Source organism: Bradyrhizobium sp. ISRA430, assembly GCF_029909975.1.
Classification (GTDB): domain Bacteria; phylum Pseudomonadota; class Alphaproteobacteria; order Rhizobiales; family Xanthobacteraceae; genus Bradyrhizobium.
Genome location: NZ_CP094516.1, coordinates 7,233,254 through 7,249,187, shown reverse-complemented (window position 1 = coordinate 7,249,187; position 15,934 = coordinate 7,233,254). Strand labels below are relative to the sequence as shown.

Genomic DNA, 15,934 nt, shown 5'->3' with positions numbered 1-15,934 from the left:
ATGGACCAAGTTGTGGCTCGGGTCACCGCCACCTCGGAGTATCAGGGTTTAGCGGTTGCTTCGCCAAAGCCCCAATCGAGGTGTCTTGTCTCGCGTTCATGCTACCGGGCGCAACTTGATCCCTACAGGTATTTCGCCTGTCGTCGTCAGGCGCCAGAATGCAATGAGCAATTTACGCGCCAGCGCCACGATCATGGTCTTGCGCGCGCCGCGCGCGTCGGCCGCGCGAGTGCGGAACCATTGGGCTAATGCACTGTCCTTTTGGAAAAGGAGAAAGCGCCAGGCCAGTTGGATCATCCCACGCCGTACCCGAGCATTGCCGGCGCGTGCAAGGCCTTTCTCCCGTCTTCGCTTGCCGCTTTCATCAGGAGCGCCCGTGAGGCCCGCATAACGCGCGACTGCTCTGCGATCTCTCAATTGCCGGGAGAGGATCTCATGCACGAGCATGTCCGCTGTTTCGATTCCAACGCCAATGATGCGCGCCAGCAATTTGACCATCGCGTGCGCTCCGCTCTCGGAAACCTGCAAACGCTGTAATCGAGCCGCCTCGATCTCCCTGATCTGCTCCCTGACGAGGCGAAGGCGTGCCATGTCCCGGCGCATCTCGGCGACAGTGTTGGGCGGCAGAGGCACCCCTTCCGGCGTGCGCAGCGTCTCAAGTCGCTCTGACGCATAACGCAACGTCGGCTTGAAATTGCGAATACCCAGGCGAATGAGGCATGCCTTCAATCGATTGACAATGCTGGTTTGTTGGCTGACAAGGTTCTCACGCTCGCGGTTCGGACGCCGGGCGTCCTCTTCATCGAGACTAGGGATTGCTGCCATTTGGCAATGGTTCGGCTCGCCGCGTAGCCAACCGAGCAGAGCGCGCTTCAAATGCTCGGTGTCGAGCCGATCGGTTTTAGCCCGCCGGTGTTCGCGGGGGACGGCGACGCTTGTTGAGTGGATAACGAAGGCCTCGACGCCACGAGCCCGCAGCCAGCGAGCCAGCCAAAAACCATCGCGCCCCGCCTCAAAGGCGCCCGCTATGCGTGTGATCGCGTGCCCACACTTTGTCGCCTCCTCGCGCCAGCGGTGTAGCAACTGGAGCAGCGCGTCTTCGTCGGCGCCAAGCTTCTTCAACGGATGACGATCCAACCCGGGAACGATTCCAGCGACGAGCCAGCTTGAGAGGCTCATCTCAATGACTGCGATCAGCGTGCTATCTTGTTCCAGGACCGTGGAAGACCGGCCGAGATCGTTTGCCTTTTGCATGGGGTGCTCCATTGCTCATGACCAGCCTCAATACTCTCACGCCTTTGCCGGTCACCCCATAGTATCTTCCGCCGCATCCTCGCCTGGCTCAGAGAACTCTTGCGCCTCATCCTGCTCCAGCTATGGCGCACGTTCAGCCGTCCCGCCCCGCTCAACTCGCCTTCTTAACGGACGACAAATCTTACTGTGTCATAAGTGGATCGGCGGGTCGCGCCCTTTGATGAGCCGGACGCAGCAAGGACACCTTTGCATGCGGCTGAGGAGCGCGACACTCAAGCGGCGTCGCATTGTTGCGATCGAGTTGGGGATATGACGTTCGGTCCTGAGCGGCAGAACCTCTTGGCCGGTAATTTTCGGGAAGCGGAGATTTTTTGAACGGCCGGAGGAATGAGATCCTGAGGGGGGAATCGTCTCCCGTTCGGAGATCAGGAATCCGTAGGCGGCGATACAGAGCGTGGCGTGATGGTGAAAGCCGCGCCAATCCCGCCCCTCGAAGTGGTCAAGACCAGTCTCCTGCTTAAGTTCCTGGTAGTCGCGTTCGATGCGCCAGCGCAACTTGGCAAGATCAACGAGATGGTCAAGGCCGATGTCGGGCGGGAGGCTCGACAGCCAGTACTTGTCGGCTCCTTCTCACCTTTGGGCCACGCGATGAGAAGCCATTCTTCCGGCCAAGGCTCGCTGCGATTGAAGTCGCGCCGCGCAATGCGAATGCGCACTCGTGCAAAGCGGGATTTGAGAGGCTCGTTCGTTCCCTCGCGCCAAGCGATCGTCCGCCAAGCTTTGGCCGGAAGACTCAAGGCAAGATCCTTGACCTTGATCGGTTGATGCTTCGCATCGCGACGAAGCTGCTTGGTCGGCCGTCCGCGGCCGGGCACGTAGGGCTTGGGTGGCAAAAGGCCCCGTGCCGGGCGTCCACACTGTGGTGCTCGAGAGAATGCCGGCGGCATAGGAAAGCTCAAGCGCAGTGAGGGCGGCGCGCAACTCGCTGTCATTGCCGTAGCCGGCGTCAATCAGAACGACGCCACGCGGCAAGCCCGCGGCGCAGGCTGCGCGGATTTGGTCGAGCGCGATCTCGATCTTGGTTTGAAAGACGATCTGGTCGGGCACGCCGGCCTTCTTGCAGCGGGCAGCGTCGGAGGCCCTAACCTCCGGCAGATAGAGCCCATAGGCCACCGGCAAGTTGGCATGATGATTGGCAACCGACAGGGACACCGCGACCTGACAATTGGCCTGTTTGCCGAGTTGACCGCAATACTGGCGTGCCCCCCACAGAATGCGTCTCTTTCTTGGGGAACGCCGTGTCGTCGATGATCCAGGCTTCGATCGGTCCGTTACGTTCGACCGCAGGCAACACTGTCTCCCGCACCTTGGCCAGGACCTTCTCTCCGACCACCGTCCTTCACCGATGAAGTGCAGTAGCGATTGGTGTTGGGCCGCAGTCCGCTCCGGCGCCGTCACTGCTGCCATCGGCTCTACGCTCTTGCGTTCACAGGGCATCAACAACCCCGTGCAATAATCCCGAAATGGGCGCTCGCGATCGGCAGGCCCGATCACGCTCACAAGGCTATCAAAGTAAGCCGAAAATCGCGTCTCGCTGGTTCCTCTTCCTCGGCGATCCATCTCGGCCTCCTCGACCTCGCTGAATCTCCCTTGATATCCGATTCTCAACCCTCCAGATCGCGGCTTTCTGACTCAGTAAGACTAATACTTATGATGAGCTCGGCTGCAGGTTGACCATTCCGGTATTATTCTCGATTGCGATATCGGTCCCAAATGGCTGCGAGAGCGCCCTTAGGCGTTCCAATATGACGTTTGCTTGCGGCGCAGGCGCCAAGCGAGGGACGCCGCGATTGGCAAATCTCTTTGAGTGACCAAGTTCAATTGGATAAAGCCGCAACTCTGTGAGCTGGTTATTCTCGAATCGGCTGACCGTGACGATGCTGTCGTAGAAAACCGGATCGGAAAAACCCGGATCCGTCCGATACCCTCCTGACATTTCGCTAACCGTTACCTCAGCATCCGTGTTGGATCGGGGATCTTTGCCGTGCGCATCGAACATGTCTGCGCCAACGGGCGTCCTCAGGTCATCCATAATGAAGTTGCCCAAGCTATAAAATACGGGGCGGCCCTTATAGATCTCAATACCCCGCAGCCGGTGCGGCCCGTGCCCAACATATGCGTCGGCTCCAGCGTCAATTACCCGATGAACAAGCGATCGTTCGTAATCGGGCGGCTCCTCACTCCAATTGCCAGGCTCGTGGCCGTGATTGGTGGCGACACAGAAATCGGCAAACTGCTTGCCTTGTCGCACGTTTCGAAGGATTGCCCTGACGTCGCGAGGGTCGGGTTTAAAGCTGTAGCCAGCTTTAGCCCCCGCCCTGTATGTTACGCCAGCTAGCATAACGGCATCCAATTCCCTGAAGGTTTGGCTGAAGCCGGGCAATGCGCTCGCTACTCGTCTTAGGCTATCGAGCATATTCTCTGGAACTACGACGCTTTTCATCAGACGCAAGCTGTTCAACCCGGGCCGCCCTGGCGCGCCGCCAGCCGGATCGCATGCCCGAGACATCGGCGTGAACGTCGTTGCAAAAGAGATTAGTGCGACCCGACCGCGCGAGGTCTCCAAAAAACGAGGGGCACGGGCCTGCGCGAGGTTTTCGCCAACTCCCGCATGGACGATTCCATTTTGATCGAGCACACGGCTGGTCTCGCGCATGCCTTCAATGCCCCAGTCAAATGTATGGTTGTTCGCGTAACTGACGAGGTTAAAACCCATGGCCTTCAAGTCAGGTCCGAGTTCTGGAAGGCTAACGTGATATGCACCGCCGTATTCCGCCTGCGGACTACCCTTGAACGTCCGCACGTCAAAGATGTTGGTTTCCATGTTGCCAAACGTGACATCGGCGTCATGAAGTATCTTGACTATTGCGTTAAAGCCCTGATCGCCGCCCTTAGTCAGAGGCCGCGTCACAATCAGGTCGCCAACCGCTACCATCGTGAAGCCGTCCGCCACGTTCGCTGCAATCGAGCCGGCTGTATCATAACCCGCAGCCCGCCGGAACGAAACCTGGTCTGAGTGCCCGTTCATAGGGTCTCCAATCCGTCGATTCGCCCATGGAAAGTCATCTGCGCTCTGCTTGCCAGCCTATGACTAATCAGCATTGTACACCGAATATGGATCCCTCGGACTTTAGACGCGCTTTGATCGTTGCGACACCCACCAATACCAGCGGCACTAAAGCTCAAACTCAAATATTTCTGATGGTCCAACCGTGACTACGACATGGAGGCAAATTAAATATCCTTGAGGCCGAGTGGCTTCAATGGCTTCTCCAACTTTCCTGAGAGAAGAATCTGAGGCTGAGCCGTCTGCCTGGAAGAACAATAGGTTGCGGTTTGCTCGGCTAGCGCTGCCTTCGCGGGTGCGCGCACGGCCACGGTCCGGCCATCGGGCATTGGTACCAAAGGCGGCAGTGCGACGCGGCAACGCTCGATCGCGAGTGGGCAGCGCGGCTGAAAGGCGCCCCCGCGCGGCGGATAGATGGGACTTGGCACCTCACCTTCCACCGGGGCCTCCGAACGAACCCGCGTCGGATCGGGTACGGGAGCCGCAGATATAAGCGCCTCCGTGTAGGGATGGACCCGCTTAGCAAACAGTGTTTCGCATGAGGCGAGCTCCACGACCCGCCCTAAATACATGACTGCGACGCGATGACCGATACGCTGCACGACGTTCAGGTCATGCGAGATAAAGACAAAGGGGATACCCAGGTCCGCGGCAAGTACGTGGCGCTGCTTGCCGCAAGGCGCTCAAAATTATCGACCGGCCCGGCGATAATCTGTCCGGCGGTAAGGCGCGGATTCAGCGACGAGTAAGGGTCCTGAAAGACCATCTGCATCCGGTGCCCCGCAACGCGTGCGTCTTCAAGCCCGCAATGTCGGTGCCCTCGATCAGCACGCGCCCGCCCGTCGATTCGAGATCCGCATTAGGAGCCGCGCGACGGTGGACTTGCCGCAGCCGGATTCGCCGACGATACAGAGCGTCTCGCCGGCTGAAACAGAGAATGAGATGTCCTCTACCGCCCGCACCACCGGACCAGTCTTCAGGAATCCCGTGACGAGAGGATAGTGCTTGGTCAGATTCACGACCTTCAGCACCGGATTGCTCATGCGCTCAGACCTCTTCGGAACGCCAGCAAGCCGCAGCGTGGCCGGGACATCGGCAAGGGCAAAGCAGCCGCGCCTTACGAGTTCGGCGTCAAAGCCTCCATCGTCACCAACAACCGCCGTTCTCCCGGTGGCCTGTTCGTGCTGCAACCCAGGGCGCTACCCGATAACCCGTACGACGGTCACACCTTGCGGACGTCATCGGCCGCACCGATGACACTCACCGGCTGCGCGATCGAGCGGGCCTAGGTCGACAAGAGATACCGCGGCCACGACGCACAAAATCCCCCCGACGAACCTTCATCTCCGGCCAGAAGCGCGGCGTCTCCGGTGTCATCGAGCGCGAGCTGCGCCGCTCCGCCATCGAACCATCATCGGACACCTGAAGGCCGATGGTCACCTCGGCCGCGGCTACCTCAAGGCCCGCGCCGGGCGATGCGGCTAACGTCATCCTCTCAGCCGTCGGCCACAACTTGTATGGGGTGTTTCCTGTCAAGAGCTCTTAGGCAATTCTTTTCCTTTGGGTGGGGCAGTCGTGTGACGTCAAGTTCAGCAAATTGATCGTTGGGGTCCCGACGAAGCCATCCCCTCGGAGCCGCCGTCGCTCGCTTGCCCCAAAGCGCAGCGCTGGCGAGCGATGGCGGCGGAGAGGGGGGCCCATCCCCCTTGGTGGGCCTGAGCATGGTCGGGCGGCAGGGCGTAACCACGAACTCTCCATGGCATGGCGATTGAGAGACATTCCGAGGGAGCTTGCAATATCCGGCGGGCCATCGCGCCGCGTACTTGTATGCGGTCGAACGCAATCTTCGACCATGATGCAGCAATGCGCATCGCAAGCGAAGCTCGGGCAGCGGGCCCATTCTTCCGCGAGGTCATATGGACCAAGTTGTGGCTCGGGTCACCGCCACCTCGGAGTATCAGGGTTTAGCGGTTGCTTCGCCAAAGCCCCAATCGAGGTGTCTTGTCTCGCGTTCATGCTACCGGGCGCAACTTGATCCCTACAGGTATTTCGCCTGTCGTCGTCAGGCGCCAGAATGCAATGAGCAATTTACGCGCCAGCGCCACGATCATGGTCTTGCGCGCGCCGCGCGCGTCGGCCGCGCGAGTGCGGAACCATTGGGCTAATGCACTGTCCTTTTGGAAAAGGAGAAAGCGCCAGGCCAGTTGGATCATCCCACGCCGTACCCGAGCATTGCCGGCGCGTGCAAGGCCTTTCTCCCGTCTTCGCTTGCCGCTTTCATCAGGAGCGCCCGTGAGGCCCGCATAACGCGCGACTGCTCTGCGATCTCTCAATTGCCGGGAGAGGATCTCATGCACGAGCATGTCCGCTGTTTCGATTCCAACGCCAATGATGCGCGCCAGCAATTTGACCATCGCGTGCGCTCCGCTCTCGGAAACCTGCAAACGCTGTAATCGAGCCGCCTCGATCTCCCTGATCTGCTCCCTGACGAGGCGAAGGCGTGCCATGTCCCGGCGCATCTCGGCGACAGTGTTGGGCGGCAGAGGCACCCCTTCCGGCGTGCGCAGCGTCTCAAGTCGCTCTGACGCATAACGCAACGTCGGCTTGAAATTGCGAATACCCAGGCGAATGAGGCATGCCTTCAATCGATTGACAATGCTGGTTTGTTGGCTGACAAGGTTCTCACGCTCGCGGTTCGGACGCCGGGCGTCCTCTTCATCGAGACTAGGGATTGCTGCCATTTGGCAATGGTTCGGCTCGCCGCGTAGCCAACCGAGCAGAGCGCGCTTCAAATGCTCGGTGTCGAGCCGATCGGTTTTAGCCCGCCGGTGTTCGCGGGGGACGGCGACGCTTGTTGAGTGGATAACGAAGGCCTCGACGCCACGAGCCCGCAGCCAGCGAGCCAGCCAAAAACCATCGCGCCCCGCCTCAAAGGCGCCCGCTATGCGTGTGATCGCGTGCCCACACTTTGTCGCCTCCTCGCGCCAGCGGTGTAGCAACTGGAGCAGCGCGTCTTCGTCGGCGCCAAGCTTCTTCAACGGATGACGATCCAACCCGGGAACGATTCCAGCGACGAGCCAGCTTGAGAGGCTCATCTCAATGACTGCGATCAGCGTGCTATCTTGTTCCAGGACCGTGGAAGACCGGCCGAGATCGTTTGCCTTTTGCATGGGGTGCTCCATTGCTCATGACCAGCCTCAATACTCTCACGCCTTTGCCGGTCACCCCATAGTATCTTCCGCCGCATCCTCGCCTGGCTCAGAGAACTCTTGTGCCTCATCCTGCTCCAGCTATGGCGCACGTTCAGCCGTCCCGCCCCGCTCAATTCGCCCTCTTAACGGACGAGTACTCCAATCTCGTCCCTGCGGGAGAGCAGCTCGAGTAACCGATCTCAGGTTATCCCCGCCCCACAATGATAATTCCAACATCATCCACAATGGCGATCTGAGTTCCGAACGGTTTCGAGAGCTTCTGTAGACGCTCCAGAATGCCTCTTGCTTGAGGCGCAGGCGCGGGCCGCGGGACTCCGCGGTTGGCAAGCCTCTTGGAGCGGTCGAGTTCGATCGGGTAGAGCCGCAATTCAGCAAGCCGATTCTGCTCAAAACGACTGACCGTCACTATGCTCTCGTAAAAGACTGGGTCCGACAATCCTGGATCCGTCTCATACCCTCTTGTCATCTCGCCGGCTGTCACTTCGGCGTCTGTGTCGATTCGTGGATCCTTACCGTAAGCAGCAAACATGTCAGCCCCCACGGGCGTCCGGAGGTCGTCAATGATGAAATTGCCCAAGCCGTAAAAGATCGGCCGGCTCTTGTAGATCTCGATTCCTCGCAATTGGTGCGGTCCATGCCCGACATATGCGTCCGCTCCGGCGTCAATTAGCCTATGTGCAAGCGACTGTTCATAGTCAGGTGGCTCCTGATACCAGTTCCCGGGCTGGTGACCGTGGTTCGTAACGATACAGAAGTCGGCGAACTGCTTGCCCTGACGAACGTTTCGCAAGATGCTGGCAAGATCGCGCGGATCGGCTTCGTAGCTGTAGCTGGCGATGTCGCCCGTTTTGTATGTCATTCCAGAGAGCACGACCCGGTTTGGATCCTCGCGGCTGGGTTTGAAGCCGGGCAATGCATTGCGTATCCGCCTCAAGCTCTCGAGCATCTCCGGCGAAACAATGGTGGTTTTCGCCAAACGAAGTGGGTTTACACCTGCTCTGCCTGGTGCCTCTCCAGCTGGATCGGCGGCACGAGATAGCGGCGTGAAAGATGAAGCAAACGATACCAGCGCGACGCGACCGCGTGGCGTCTCTAGAAAGCGGGCGGCGCCCGCTTGTGCGAGGTTTTCGCCAGTGCCTGCATGCACGATCCCGTTCTGATCGAGCGCTTGGCTCGTCTCGCGCATCCCTTCAACGCCCCAGTCAAGGGCATGGTTGTTTGCACGACCCAGGATGTTGAATCCCATCGCTTTCAAATCGGGGCCGAGTTCTGGTAAGCTCACGTGATACGCACCGCCATACTCAGCCTGCGGACTTCCCTTGAACGATCGGATGTCGAAGATGTTTGTTTCCATGTTGCCGAACGTGACATCGGCATTCTGGAGAATTTTGACAACGGCGGCGAAGCTTGCTCCCTGATATTTCGTCAGCGGCCGTGTGACAATGAGGTCGCCGATTGCTACCATTGTGAAGCCATCCGCCACATTCGTCTCAATCGAAGCGACAGCATCATAACCATCGTCCTGCTTTCCGTTGTCGTGTGAATGGAATTCCATAACTTTCTCCAGCGGCAACTTTCTACGGACTTTTTACTTTGTTGTTGCTGTAATGCCGTTCTGATCAACAGATCTGTCGCCATGTGCATGGCAGCGAGCAGCTGGCACCTCGTGGATCGCCGGACGACAGTCTGGAGAACAGGACCAGCGTGACACCGATCATCCACGAGAGTCGTGCCGCAAATGAAGTGGCCGTTACACGTCAGGCCTTCTGCATGTTCCACATTGGAACGAGAGTCGGCATTCCAATGACGCCTGTGAGCGTTTTGCGGTGCGCGATTGGCGATACACTCTTCCCCAAGAAAACGAAACCGACAAAATCCCAAAAGACTCGTTGCATTTTACGGGCCAGCTCCTTGCGCTCATCGAGCGTTTCGACATCTGCCCATTTCTCCCGCAGAGCCTCATATTCTTCGTTGTTCGGCCACCCGTACCACGCCTTGTCGCCATTCGCTGCCAAGGTGATGTTGCCTATCGGATTGCCCAGCGAATAATCGGAATCGCTCGAGATGAAGATGCTCCAACCACCCTTTTCAACCGGCGCCTTGATTGGCCGACGCGCAACAACTCCGCCCCAGTCGCTTGGTGCGAGTTCGGCATTCACTCCGATCTTGCGCAGGGATGCAGCCAGAAGCTGCGACGCGTTGTTTATGAAAGATATGTTCGTAGGCTGAAGAATTACAACCTTCTCGCCCGAATATCCGGCTTCCTTGAAAAGTTGTTTTGCCTTTTCTGGATCGCCGCCCTTTTTATGCCACCCCGTATTTTCATCATTCGAATAGACCGATCCGGTACCAAATATCGAAGTGACGGCGCTGATGTATTCCGGCGGGTACTCGGTGCGCATGAACGCATCCTGATCGATCAAGTGCAGTATCGCTTGACGTGCCTTCACATTGTCGAACGGCTTCTGTAGGAAATTTAAGCGCAGGTACCAGTCGTTGCCCCCCTTATTCAGAACCTGGAGCTCAAGATTGGGATCGCTCTTGATCGTCGAGAGTTGATCGAGTGGCGGCGCTCCAAAAAAGTCGATTTCGCCCGCCTGTAAAGCAGCGAAAGCAGTCTGCTGATCGGCGATATTGTCCCAGATCATACGATCAACCTTGACGACCTTTCCGCCCGCCAATCCGTCCGCCGGCTCCTTCCGCGGCACGTAGTTTTCGTTGCGATCGTAAGTGAAGTTGGCGCCCGGCTTAGCAAGAGCATGATTGAACTTGAACGGCCCAGACCCAACGTTCGCGGTGACCTGCTCTGTTGCGGGACGACTCGCATCCTTCTCGCGCATGATGAACAGGCAGGGCGTGGCAATATTCGCCAGGATATCAATCAGAAGGCCCAGAGGCTCCCTAAGCGTGATCGTAAAGGTTCTGTCGTCCTTCTTTGAAATATCTTTGGCCCGTGCCATCATCAGCTGTCCGCCGGGATTCACTTCGGCCCATCGACGGATTGAGGCCACACAGTCCGCCGCAGTGACACGGACGCCGTCGTGCCAGCTCAGACCATCCCGGAGCTGAAATGTGTAGGTCTTCTTGTCGTCGGAAACGGCCCAGCTGGCCACCATTTGCGGCTGCGGCATAAATCTGGAATCAAGCGAGAACAGCGTATCGTAGATCGCCAACCCATGATTGGCGGTGACATATGCCGCGGTAAAGATCGGATCGAAGACGCGGAGGTCACCGCTCCCTATCACCATCCGGACGGTCCGCGCAGCGGCGGGCTCCGCCTGCGCCCATAGGGCTGAAGGAATCGACAAAGCCGCCCCGGCAGACGCCCCGACCTTAATGAGCTTGCGTCGAGATATTGCCATGGCTCCCTTCCTCTCTTGAGTCGACTGTGCGGTCGAATCGCGTCTACTTGTTGGTTGAATTGTCGTCAGGCTCTGCCCGACCCAAATCTTGCACACGCGACTCTGGATCGGCGGTTTTCGAATGCTATTGGAGCTTGCCTGCAGTTTTATGGCGAGTTCCCACCCCGAGCCGGATAGTTGCGTCTTTTTTGCACCAATCCCGCCGGATTTCCGCATGCGCCGGACATCCCGCTGCCTTGGTGCATTGCGACCTACAGCTCGCCTGCAGCGTTCTCCTGAGCGTAATTCTGCGCCAAGTCGCGGTTTCAACCACCGCCCAAAGAGATCTGTTAGGAGACCACCATGACGCACGTTTTACGTGCATTCTGCGCGTATTACGGATCCGCACCGGCGATTAACCTTCACCGGCCGAAAACTTCTCCAGGGTCGCGCAGCACCGACACAATAGGTTCGACGTCTGGTTGTGCTTCGATATTCAGTATGGCGTGGATCACTTGGTCCGCCCGCGCTTTCGACAGCCCGCTTACAACGCGAAATTTTTCGATGACGTGTTCGTCACCGTATGCCGTGTCGCTCTTCCACGGATCGCCCAGCGCGAAGTCCGTTTCAGTCGCAAGTCGCGTGCCGTCACGCATCAAAATCGTAATGCGAGCGGGCATATTGCGCAATTGCCCTCGCACGATTCGGCTCCGATAATCGTTAGCAACATCCCAGGGTTCGACCCGAACCTTTTCTCGCAATTCCTTGACGTATTGGAGATCGTCAGTCGCATCGTCCAACCATGCGGGCCCCACAGGAATACCGAGCAGCACCATCGCTACAGCGTGAGGAAAGCTGTACTGCCGTGAAACCCAGGTGCGCGGTTTAGGATTGCAAAAGCGGGGACCAGATACCAACACATTGGTGCCGATCAAGATGCTTTCAATCTGCTGAGGATCGATTTTTGCTTTTGAAGCGGCCGCAACCAGCGCGGTGAGCGGCTGATGCATCCACCGGCACGTCGGCCATGGCTTGTAAGTAATATCGGGCAGCATCCATCGAGAACCAAGGTCGCCGACCAGCGCATCCCGGTCGAAACAATCCGTGCCGCACATTTTGATCAGACTGCGCTCGCCGTCAAAAATAGCAGAAAGGCCAGTTGCGCCAAGGGTGGCTGACCGAGCCGCAAATAGGCCGGCAAGCACGGCCCAACCCGCATCCTGGTATTTGGAATCCGGCAAATCCATTGATTTGCCCGGCCACATACTCGGTAGCGGAGTGTTCGAACCGGCTATGCCAAGTGTTTGCCGAGCCCAAACCTCATCCTGAGCTTCTAGTTGAATCCCGACGCCCGCAGCCGCGAGGACAGTCGACACAGAGAAATGGGAAACAGAACCAGCTTTGCTGAAAATGTGCGCCCCGCACGCACTTGCGACGCGCCCACCCAGTTCATATCCCGCAATCAAGGCCTGCAGGAACCGCGAGCCGGTTGCTTTGCGTAGCTCCGCTAGCGCCAGCGCGGCAACGACCGCGCCTGCGCCGAAGTGATGACCTACCGGGAACGTCTCATCCAGGTCCATACAGTTCGCAAGACGCCCGTTGGCATATACCGCCCCCGCAAGACTAGCGCGTTGTTTGCGGCCCGCGATGGATGCCGCATTGCCATCTCCCAAAAATTCAGCCAGTCCGTGGACGATCGGGGCCATCCGCGTGCGCGCGGCCGCCAATATGCAACCGACCGAATCGAGCAGAAGACGGCGAGCGTCAGCTTTCACATCAGATGGCACGTCAGCTAAGTCGAGAGTCGAGACAAACCGAGCAAGAGCGCCAGTCAGATCGGTAGACGTAACATCCATCGAAAAACTCCGAGCGAAACCGCTGCAGCGAAGGAAGTCCCGCCGCGAAGCAAGTTGGACCGAGCGTTCAGCGCACTCGGCAGAATAAAATAGCCGCCACTTGACGCCGAATTCATCGAATTTAGTGGCTCATGCAGCCGAAATTCGGCCGCTGATCCTAGGATCTGAAGCTTACACCTTATTTGTCGGCCGGGCTGTGCTGGGCCAAGTTCAGCTTGAATGCTAGTCGAAGTTAGACCCATGATCAATTGAGCGCTCATCGTTAAAGACCCACGCTGCTTAATGAACGCCTATTCTGCCGGTCTAGGATTCGCGTCCGGCTCGCTAATGATCTCAGGATTCGTACTATTGCATCAATTCCACGGAATGGCTCCGGCGAGATCCAGTCGGGCCGGCTAACATAAAACGGAGACTGAGAGCCACAAGCCATCTCTGCCAGAAGCTCCCCGTAAATATTATCTCTTAAGACCCAGCCCTTTTGACATCCAATTGGGCGTAAAGTGCTGGTCTCGGCTCCCCGAAGTACATTCCTCGGTTGACGGTGATGGCCGTCATGCCCCCCAGACGAGCTCCAGGTCCTAAACGGCCAAGTTCATCGTCCTCTGGCATCGGTTAGACCGTAACCGGCATGAGGCCTCCACCTCGTCATCGCGCGGTTCGCTTGGGATACAGCCTGGCATGAGGTGATGGGTGGAGGTGAAGCGATGGCAAATGCCATGCTTGATGCCAGGCAGGAAGGTGACTCTTATCGTCGCGTCGAGGTGATCACTGGGCAGCGCCGGCGGCGACGATGGACGAGCGAGGAGAAGGCCCGGATCGCGGCGGAGAGCTTTGAGGAGGGTGCGAACATCTCCGAGGTGGCGCGGCGCAACGGCGTTTCCCGCGGACTGCTCACGGTGTGGCGACGCCAGGTTGCGGCGGCGGTGGCCGGCAAAGCCCCGAACTTCGTGCCGATCCAAATTGGTGCCGAGAGCGATGGCGGCATAGCTGGCGAGTCCGAGTGTATTTCACCGGTACAGATGAAGCCCTTGGAGATTGCCACGCCGCCGGCCAAGGTCTGTGGAGTGGTCGAGATCGAGGTGAACGGGGCGCGCATCCGGGTCGAGCCGGGCGTGGAGCTGGCGACGCTTGCGACGGTGCTGGCGGCGCTTCGAGGGATCCGGTGATTGCGCTACGGTCAGACCTCAAGGTGGTGCTGGCGGCCCGGCCGGTCGACTTCCGCAAGTCGGTGCACACGCTATCGGCGCTGGTGAGCGAAGCACTGCGCGCGAACCCGTATTGCGGCGATGTCTTTGTATTCCGCAGCAAGCGCATGGACAGAGTGAAGCTTCTGGCGTGGGACGGCAGCGGCATGGTGCTGGTAACGAAGTGGTTGCACCAAGGACGTTTCACCTGGCCGCCGATCCGCGACGGCGTTGTGCATCTCAGTGCGACGCAGCTTGCGATGCTGCTCGACGGGCTCGAGTGGACGCGCGTATCGCCCAAGCCTGTGAAGCAGCCGACCGTTGTCGGCTGAGGGGTGAGGATTTCGCTGGAGCCTATGGCGCGCGGATGTATCGTCTGATCATGGCGATTCGTCCCGACGCTCTCCCGACCGATCCGTCAGCTCTGACCGAGATGGTGCTCGCGCTTGACGCCGAGAACGAGAAGCTGCGCGTAGCAATGCAGACGCTCAAGGAGATGATCTTCGGGAAGCGCTCGGAGCGGCTTGCGGTGCTCGTCGACGAACAGCTTGCGCTCGAGCTGGGCGATCTTGAGGCCGACGCGAGGCTGTGTGCGCCCGCCAACGACGATGTGGCTGTGGCGAAGCCATCCGGCAAACCGCGCAAGAAGGCGCGCCGCAACATCGGCGCGCTGCCCAAGCACCTGCCGCGCTGTGAGCAGGTGCTGGAGCCGGAGGCGACCGCCTGCCCGTGCTGCCAGGGCCAGCTCCACAAGATCGGCGAGGACGTCAGCGAGGTGCTGGACGTGATCCCGGCGATCCTGCGGGTGCTGCGGACGATCCGTCCCAAATATGGCTGCCGCAGCTGCACCGATGGTGTGGTCCAGGTGAAGGCGTTGCCACGCCTGATCGAGAGCGGCATGGCCTCGACCGCACTCGTGAGCCACGTGGTGGTCTCGAAGTTCGCCTGGTATCTGCCGCTGTACCGACAGGTGCAAATCCTGGCCGGCCAGGGTGTCCATCTCGACCGGGCGACGCTCGCCGGTTGGGTGAAGCGTGCAGCCTGGTGGCTCAAGAGCCTTTATGAGCTCCAGCTGCGCGCGATCCAGGCCGCGCCGCGCCTGTTCTGCGACGAGACGCCGATGCCGGTGCTCGATCCCGGACGACATCGCACCCGCATCTGCCAGTTCTGGGCGCATGCGATGGATGACCGGCCATGGGGCGGCCCCTCGCCGCCGGCGGTCGCCTACGTGTTCGCCGACGGCCGCGGCACGGAGGAGATCGCCGGACAATTGACGGGCTTTTCCGGCATTCTGCAGGTGGACGGATATGCCGCCTACAAGGCGCTCGCCCGCGGTCATGGCGGCGCGATCCAGCTCGCCTTTTGTCTGGCCCATGCCCGGCGCAAATTCGTGGAGGTCTACAAGACGACCCAATCGCCATTCGCTCGCGAGGTGATCGAACGGCTGCAAGCGGTCTATGCGCTCGAGGCGGAGATCCGCGGCAGCAGCGCCGAGCAGCGGCTGGCCGCCCGCCGCTCCAGGGCCGCTCCGTTGATGGAGGCGCTCAGGGCGCGGCTGACCGCCATGGTCGACCAGCTCTTCTCCCAGTCGAAGCTGACGGACGCCATCAACTACGCGCTCAACCACTGGGACGGGTTGACGCTGTTTCTCCGCGACGGCCGCGTCGAGGTCGACAGCAATACAGTCGAGCGTTCCATACGCCCGATTGCCATGGGGAGGCGCAACTCGTTGTTCAGCGGCAGCGAAGGCGGTGCCGAGAGCTGGGCGATCCTGGCGTCGATCGTGAACACGGCAAAGCTCCATGAGCTCGATCCGCAGGGCTATCTGACTGACGTGCTGGAGCGCATCGTCTCCGGACGTACCAAGAGCCATCAGCTCCACGAGCTGCTCGCCTGGAACTGGAAGGCGGCCCGCCAGCGCGTCGCACAAGCTGCCGCATGAGCCCACGTCGCCATAAAG

Annotated in this window: 10 protein-coding genes and 4 pseudogenes; 4 read left to right on the top strand and 10 right to left on the bottom strand. The window is 59.5% G+C overall.

All coding sequences use genetic code 11. The features are described from left to right. Positions 1–96: 96 nt before the first annotated feature. The 6 genes and pseudogenes from MTX21_RS34210 to MTX21_RS34185 all read right to left on the bottom strand — a co-directional run bounded on the left by MTX21_RS34210 (position 97) and on the right by MTX21_RS34185 (position 5,424). Positions 97–1,254, bottom strand: a complete 1,158-nt coding sequence (locus MTX21_RS34210) for an IS110 family transposase (RefSeq protein ID WP_280968912.1) — start codon at positions 1,252–1,254, stop codon at positions 97–99. 189 nt (positions 1,255–1,443) lie between these two features. Next, a complete protein-coding gene (locus MTX21_RS34205; RefSeq protein WP_280968914.1) occupies positions 1,444–1,809 on the bottom strand; it encodes a hypothetical protein in 366 nt (121 codons plus the stop codon). 245 nt (positions 1,810–2,054) lie between these two features. Beyond that, positions 2,055–2,201: pseudogene (locus MTX21_RS34200) on the bottom strand (hypothetical protein); the annotation flags it as partial. Further along, a pseudogene (locus tag MTX21_RS34195) lies at positions 2,158–2,751 on the bottom strand (transposase); the annotation flags it as partial. The pseudogenes MTX21_RS34195 and MTX21_RS34200, both read right to left, overlap by 44 nt. Before the next feature lie 211 nt (positions 2,752–2,962). Continuing rightward, complete coding sequence (locus tag MTX21_RS34190; protein WP_280968913.1) at positions 2,963–4,342, bottom strand: CapA family protein; 1,380 nt, start codon at positions 4,340–4,342, stop codon at positions 2,963–2,965. A gap of 206 nt (positions 4,343–4,548) precedes the next feature. Beyond that, a pseudogene (locus tag MTX21_RS34185) lies at positions 4,549–5,424 on the bottom strand (oligopeptide/dipeptide ABC transporter ATP-binding protein). Between the two features lie 48 nt (positions 5,425–5,472). Between MTX21_RS34185 and MTX21_RS34180 the strand changes: the two are divergent. Next, positions 5,473–5,894, top strand: a pseudogene (locus MTX21_RS34180) (IS5/IS1182 family transposase); the annotation flags it as partial. A 499-nt stretch (positions 5,895–6,393) separates the two neighbouring features. Here MTX21_RS34180 and MTX21_RS34175 read toward each other — a convergent pair. The 4 genes from MTX21_RS34175 to MTX21_RS34160 all read right to left on the bottom strand — a co-directional run bounded on the left by MTX21_RS34175 (position 6,394) and on the right by MTX21_RS34160 (position 12,790). After that, the gene (locus tag MTX21_RS34175; protein WP_280968912.1) at positions 6,394–7,551 is read right to left on the bottom strand and encodes an IS110 family transposase; all 1,158 of its coding nucleotides are present in this window, start codon (positions 7,549–7,551) and stop codon (positions 6,394–6,396) included. A gap of 226 nt (positions 7,552–7,777) precedes the next feature. Then, positions 7,778–9,148 carry a CapA family protein gene (locus MTX21_RS34170; protein ID WP_280968911.1) on the bottom strand — a complete coding sequence of 457 codons (1,371 nt, stop codon included), beginning with the start codon at positions 9,146–9,148 and terminating at the stop codon, positions 7,778–7,780. Positions 9,149–9,350: 202 nt separating this feature from the next. Continuing rightward, on the bottom strand, positions 9,351–10,955 hold the full coding sequence (locus MTX21_RS34165; RefSeq protein WP_280970883.1) for an ABC transporter substrate-binding protein: 1,605 nt from the start codon (positions 10,953–10,955) through the stop codon (positions 9,351–9,353). Between the two features lie 401 nt (positions 10,956–11,356). After that, the gene (locus MTX21_RS34160; protein WP_280968910.1) at positions 11,357–12,790 is read right to left on the bottom strand and encodes an MmgE/PrpD family protein; all 1,434 of its coding nucleotides are present in this window, start codon (positions 12,788–12,790) and stop codon (positions 11,357–11,359) included. Positions 12,791–13,494: 704 nt separating this feature from the next. On the opposite strand from MTX21_RS34160, the gene MTX21_RS34155 reads away from it, so the two are divergent. From MTX21_RS34155 to MTX21_RS34145, 3 genes are read left to right on the top strand one after another with little or no spacing between them, the layout of a single operon-like run. Continuing rightward, a complete protein-coding gene (locus MTX21_RS34155) occupies positions 13,495–13,956 on the top strand; it encodes a transposase (protein ID WP_280968909.1) in 462 nt (153 codons plus the stop codon). Then, the gene (gene tnpB, locus MTX21_RS34150; protein ID WP_280968908.1) at positions 13,953–14,306 is read left to right on the top strand and encodes an IS66 family insertion sequence element accessory protein TnpB; all 354 of its coding nucleotides are present in this window, start codon (positions 13,953–13,955) and stop codon (positions 14,304–14,306) included. The genes MTX21_RS34155 and tnpB overlap by 4 nt, the downstream gene beginning before the upstream one ends. A gap of 50 nt (positions 14,307–14,356) precedes the next feature. Further along, positions 14,357–15,916: an IS66 family transposase gene (locus MTX21_RS34145; protein ID WP_280970882.1), complete on the top strand. Its 1,560-nt coding sequence runs from the start codon at positions 14,357–14,359 to the stop codon at positions 15,914–15,916. The last annotated feature ends 18 nt before the right edge of the window (positions 15,917–15,934 follow it).

Coding starts and splice junctions, on each gene's coding strand:
- MTX21_RS34175 (WP_280968912.1), bottom strand. CDS start 7,551: ATGCAAAAGGCAAACGATCTCGGCCGGTCTTCCACGGTCCTGGAACAA.
- MTX21_RS34155 (WP_280968909.1), top strand. CDS start 13,495: ATGGCAAATGCCATGCTTGATGCCAGGCAGGAAGGTGACTCTTATCGT.
- MTX21_RS34160 (WP_280968910.1), bottom strand. CDS start 12,790: ATGGATGTTACGTCTACCGATCTGACTGGCGCTCTTGCTCGGTTTGTC.
- MTX21_RS34165 (WP_280970883.1), bottom strand. CDS start 10,955: ATGGCAATATCTCGACGCAAGCTCATTAAGGTCGGGGCGTCTGCCGGG.
- MTX21_RS34170 (WP_280968911.1), bottom strand. CDS start 9,148: ATGGAATTCCATTCACACGACAACGGAAAGCAGGACGATGGTTATGAT.
- MTX21_RS34210 (WP_280968912.1), bottom strand. CDS start 1,254: ATGCAAAAGGCAAACGATCTCGGCCGGTCTTCCACGGTCCTGGAACAA.
- MTX21_RS34145 (WP_280970882.1), top strand. CDS start 14,357: ATGGCGATTCGTCCCGACGCTCTCCCGACCGATCCGTCAGCTCTGACC.
- MTX21_RS34190 (WP_280968913.1), bottom strand. CDS start 4,342: ATGAACGGGCACTCAGACCAGGTTTCGTTCCGGCGGGCTGCGGGTTAT.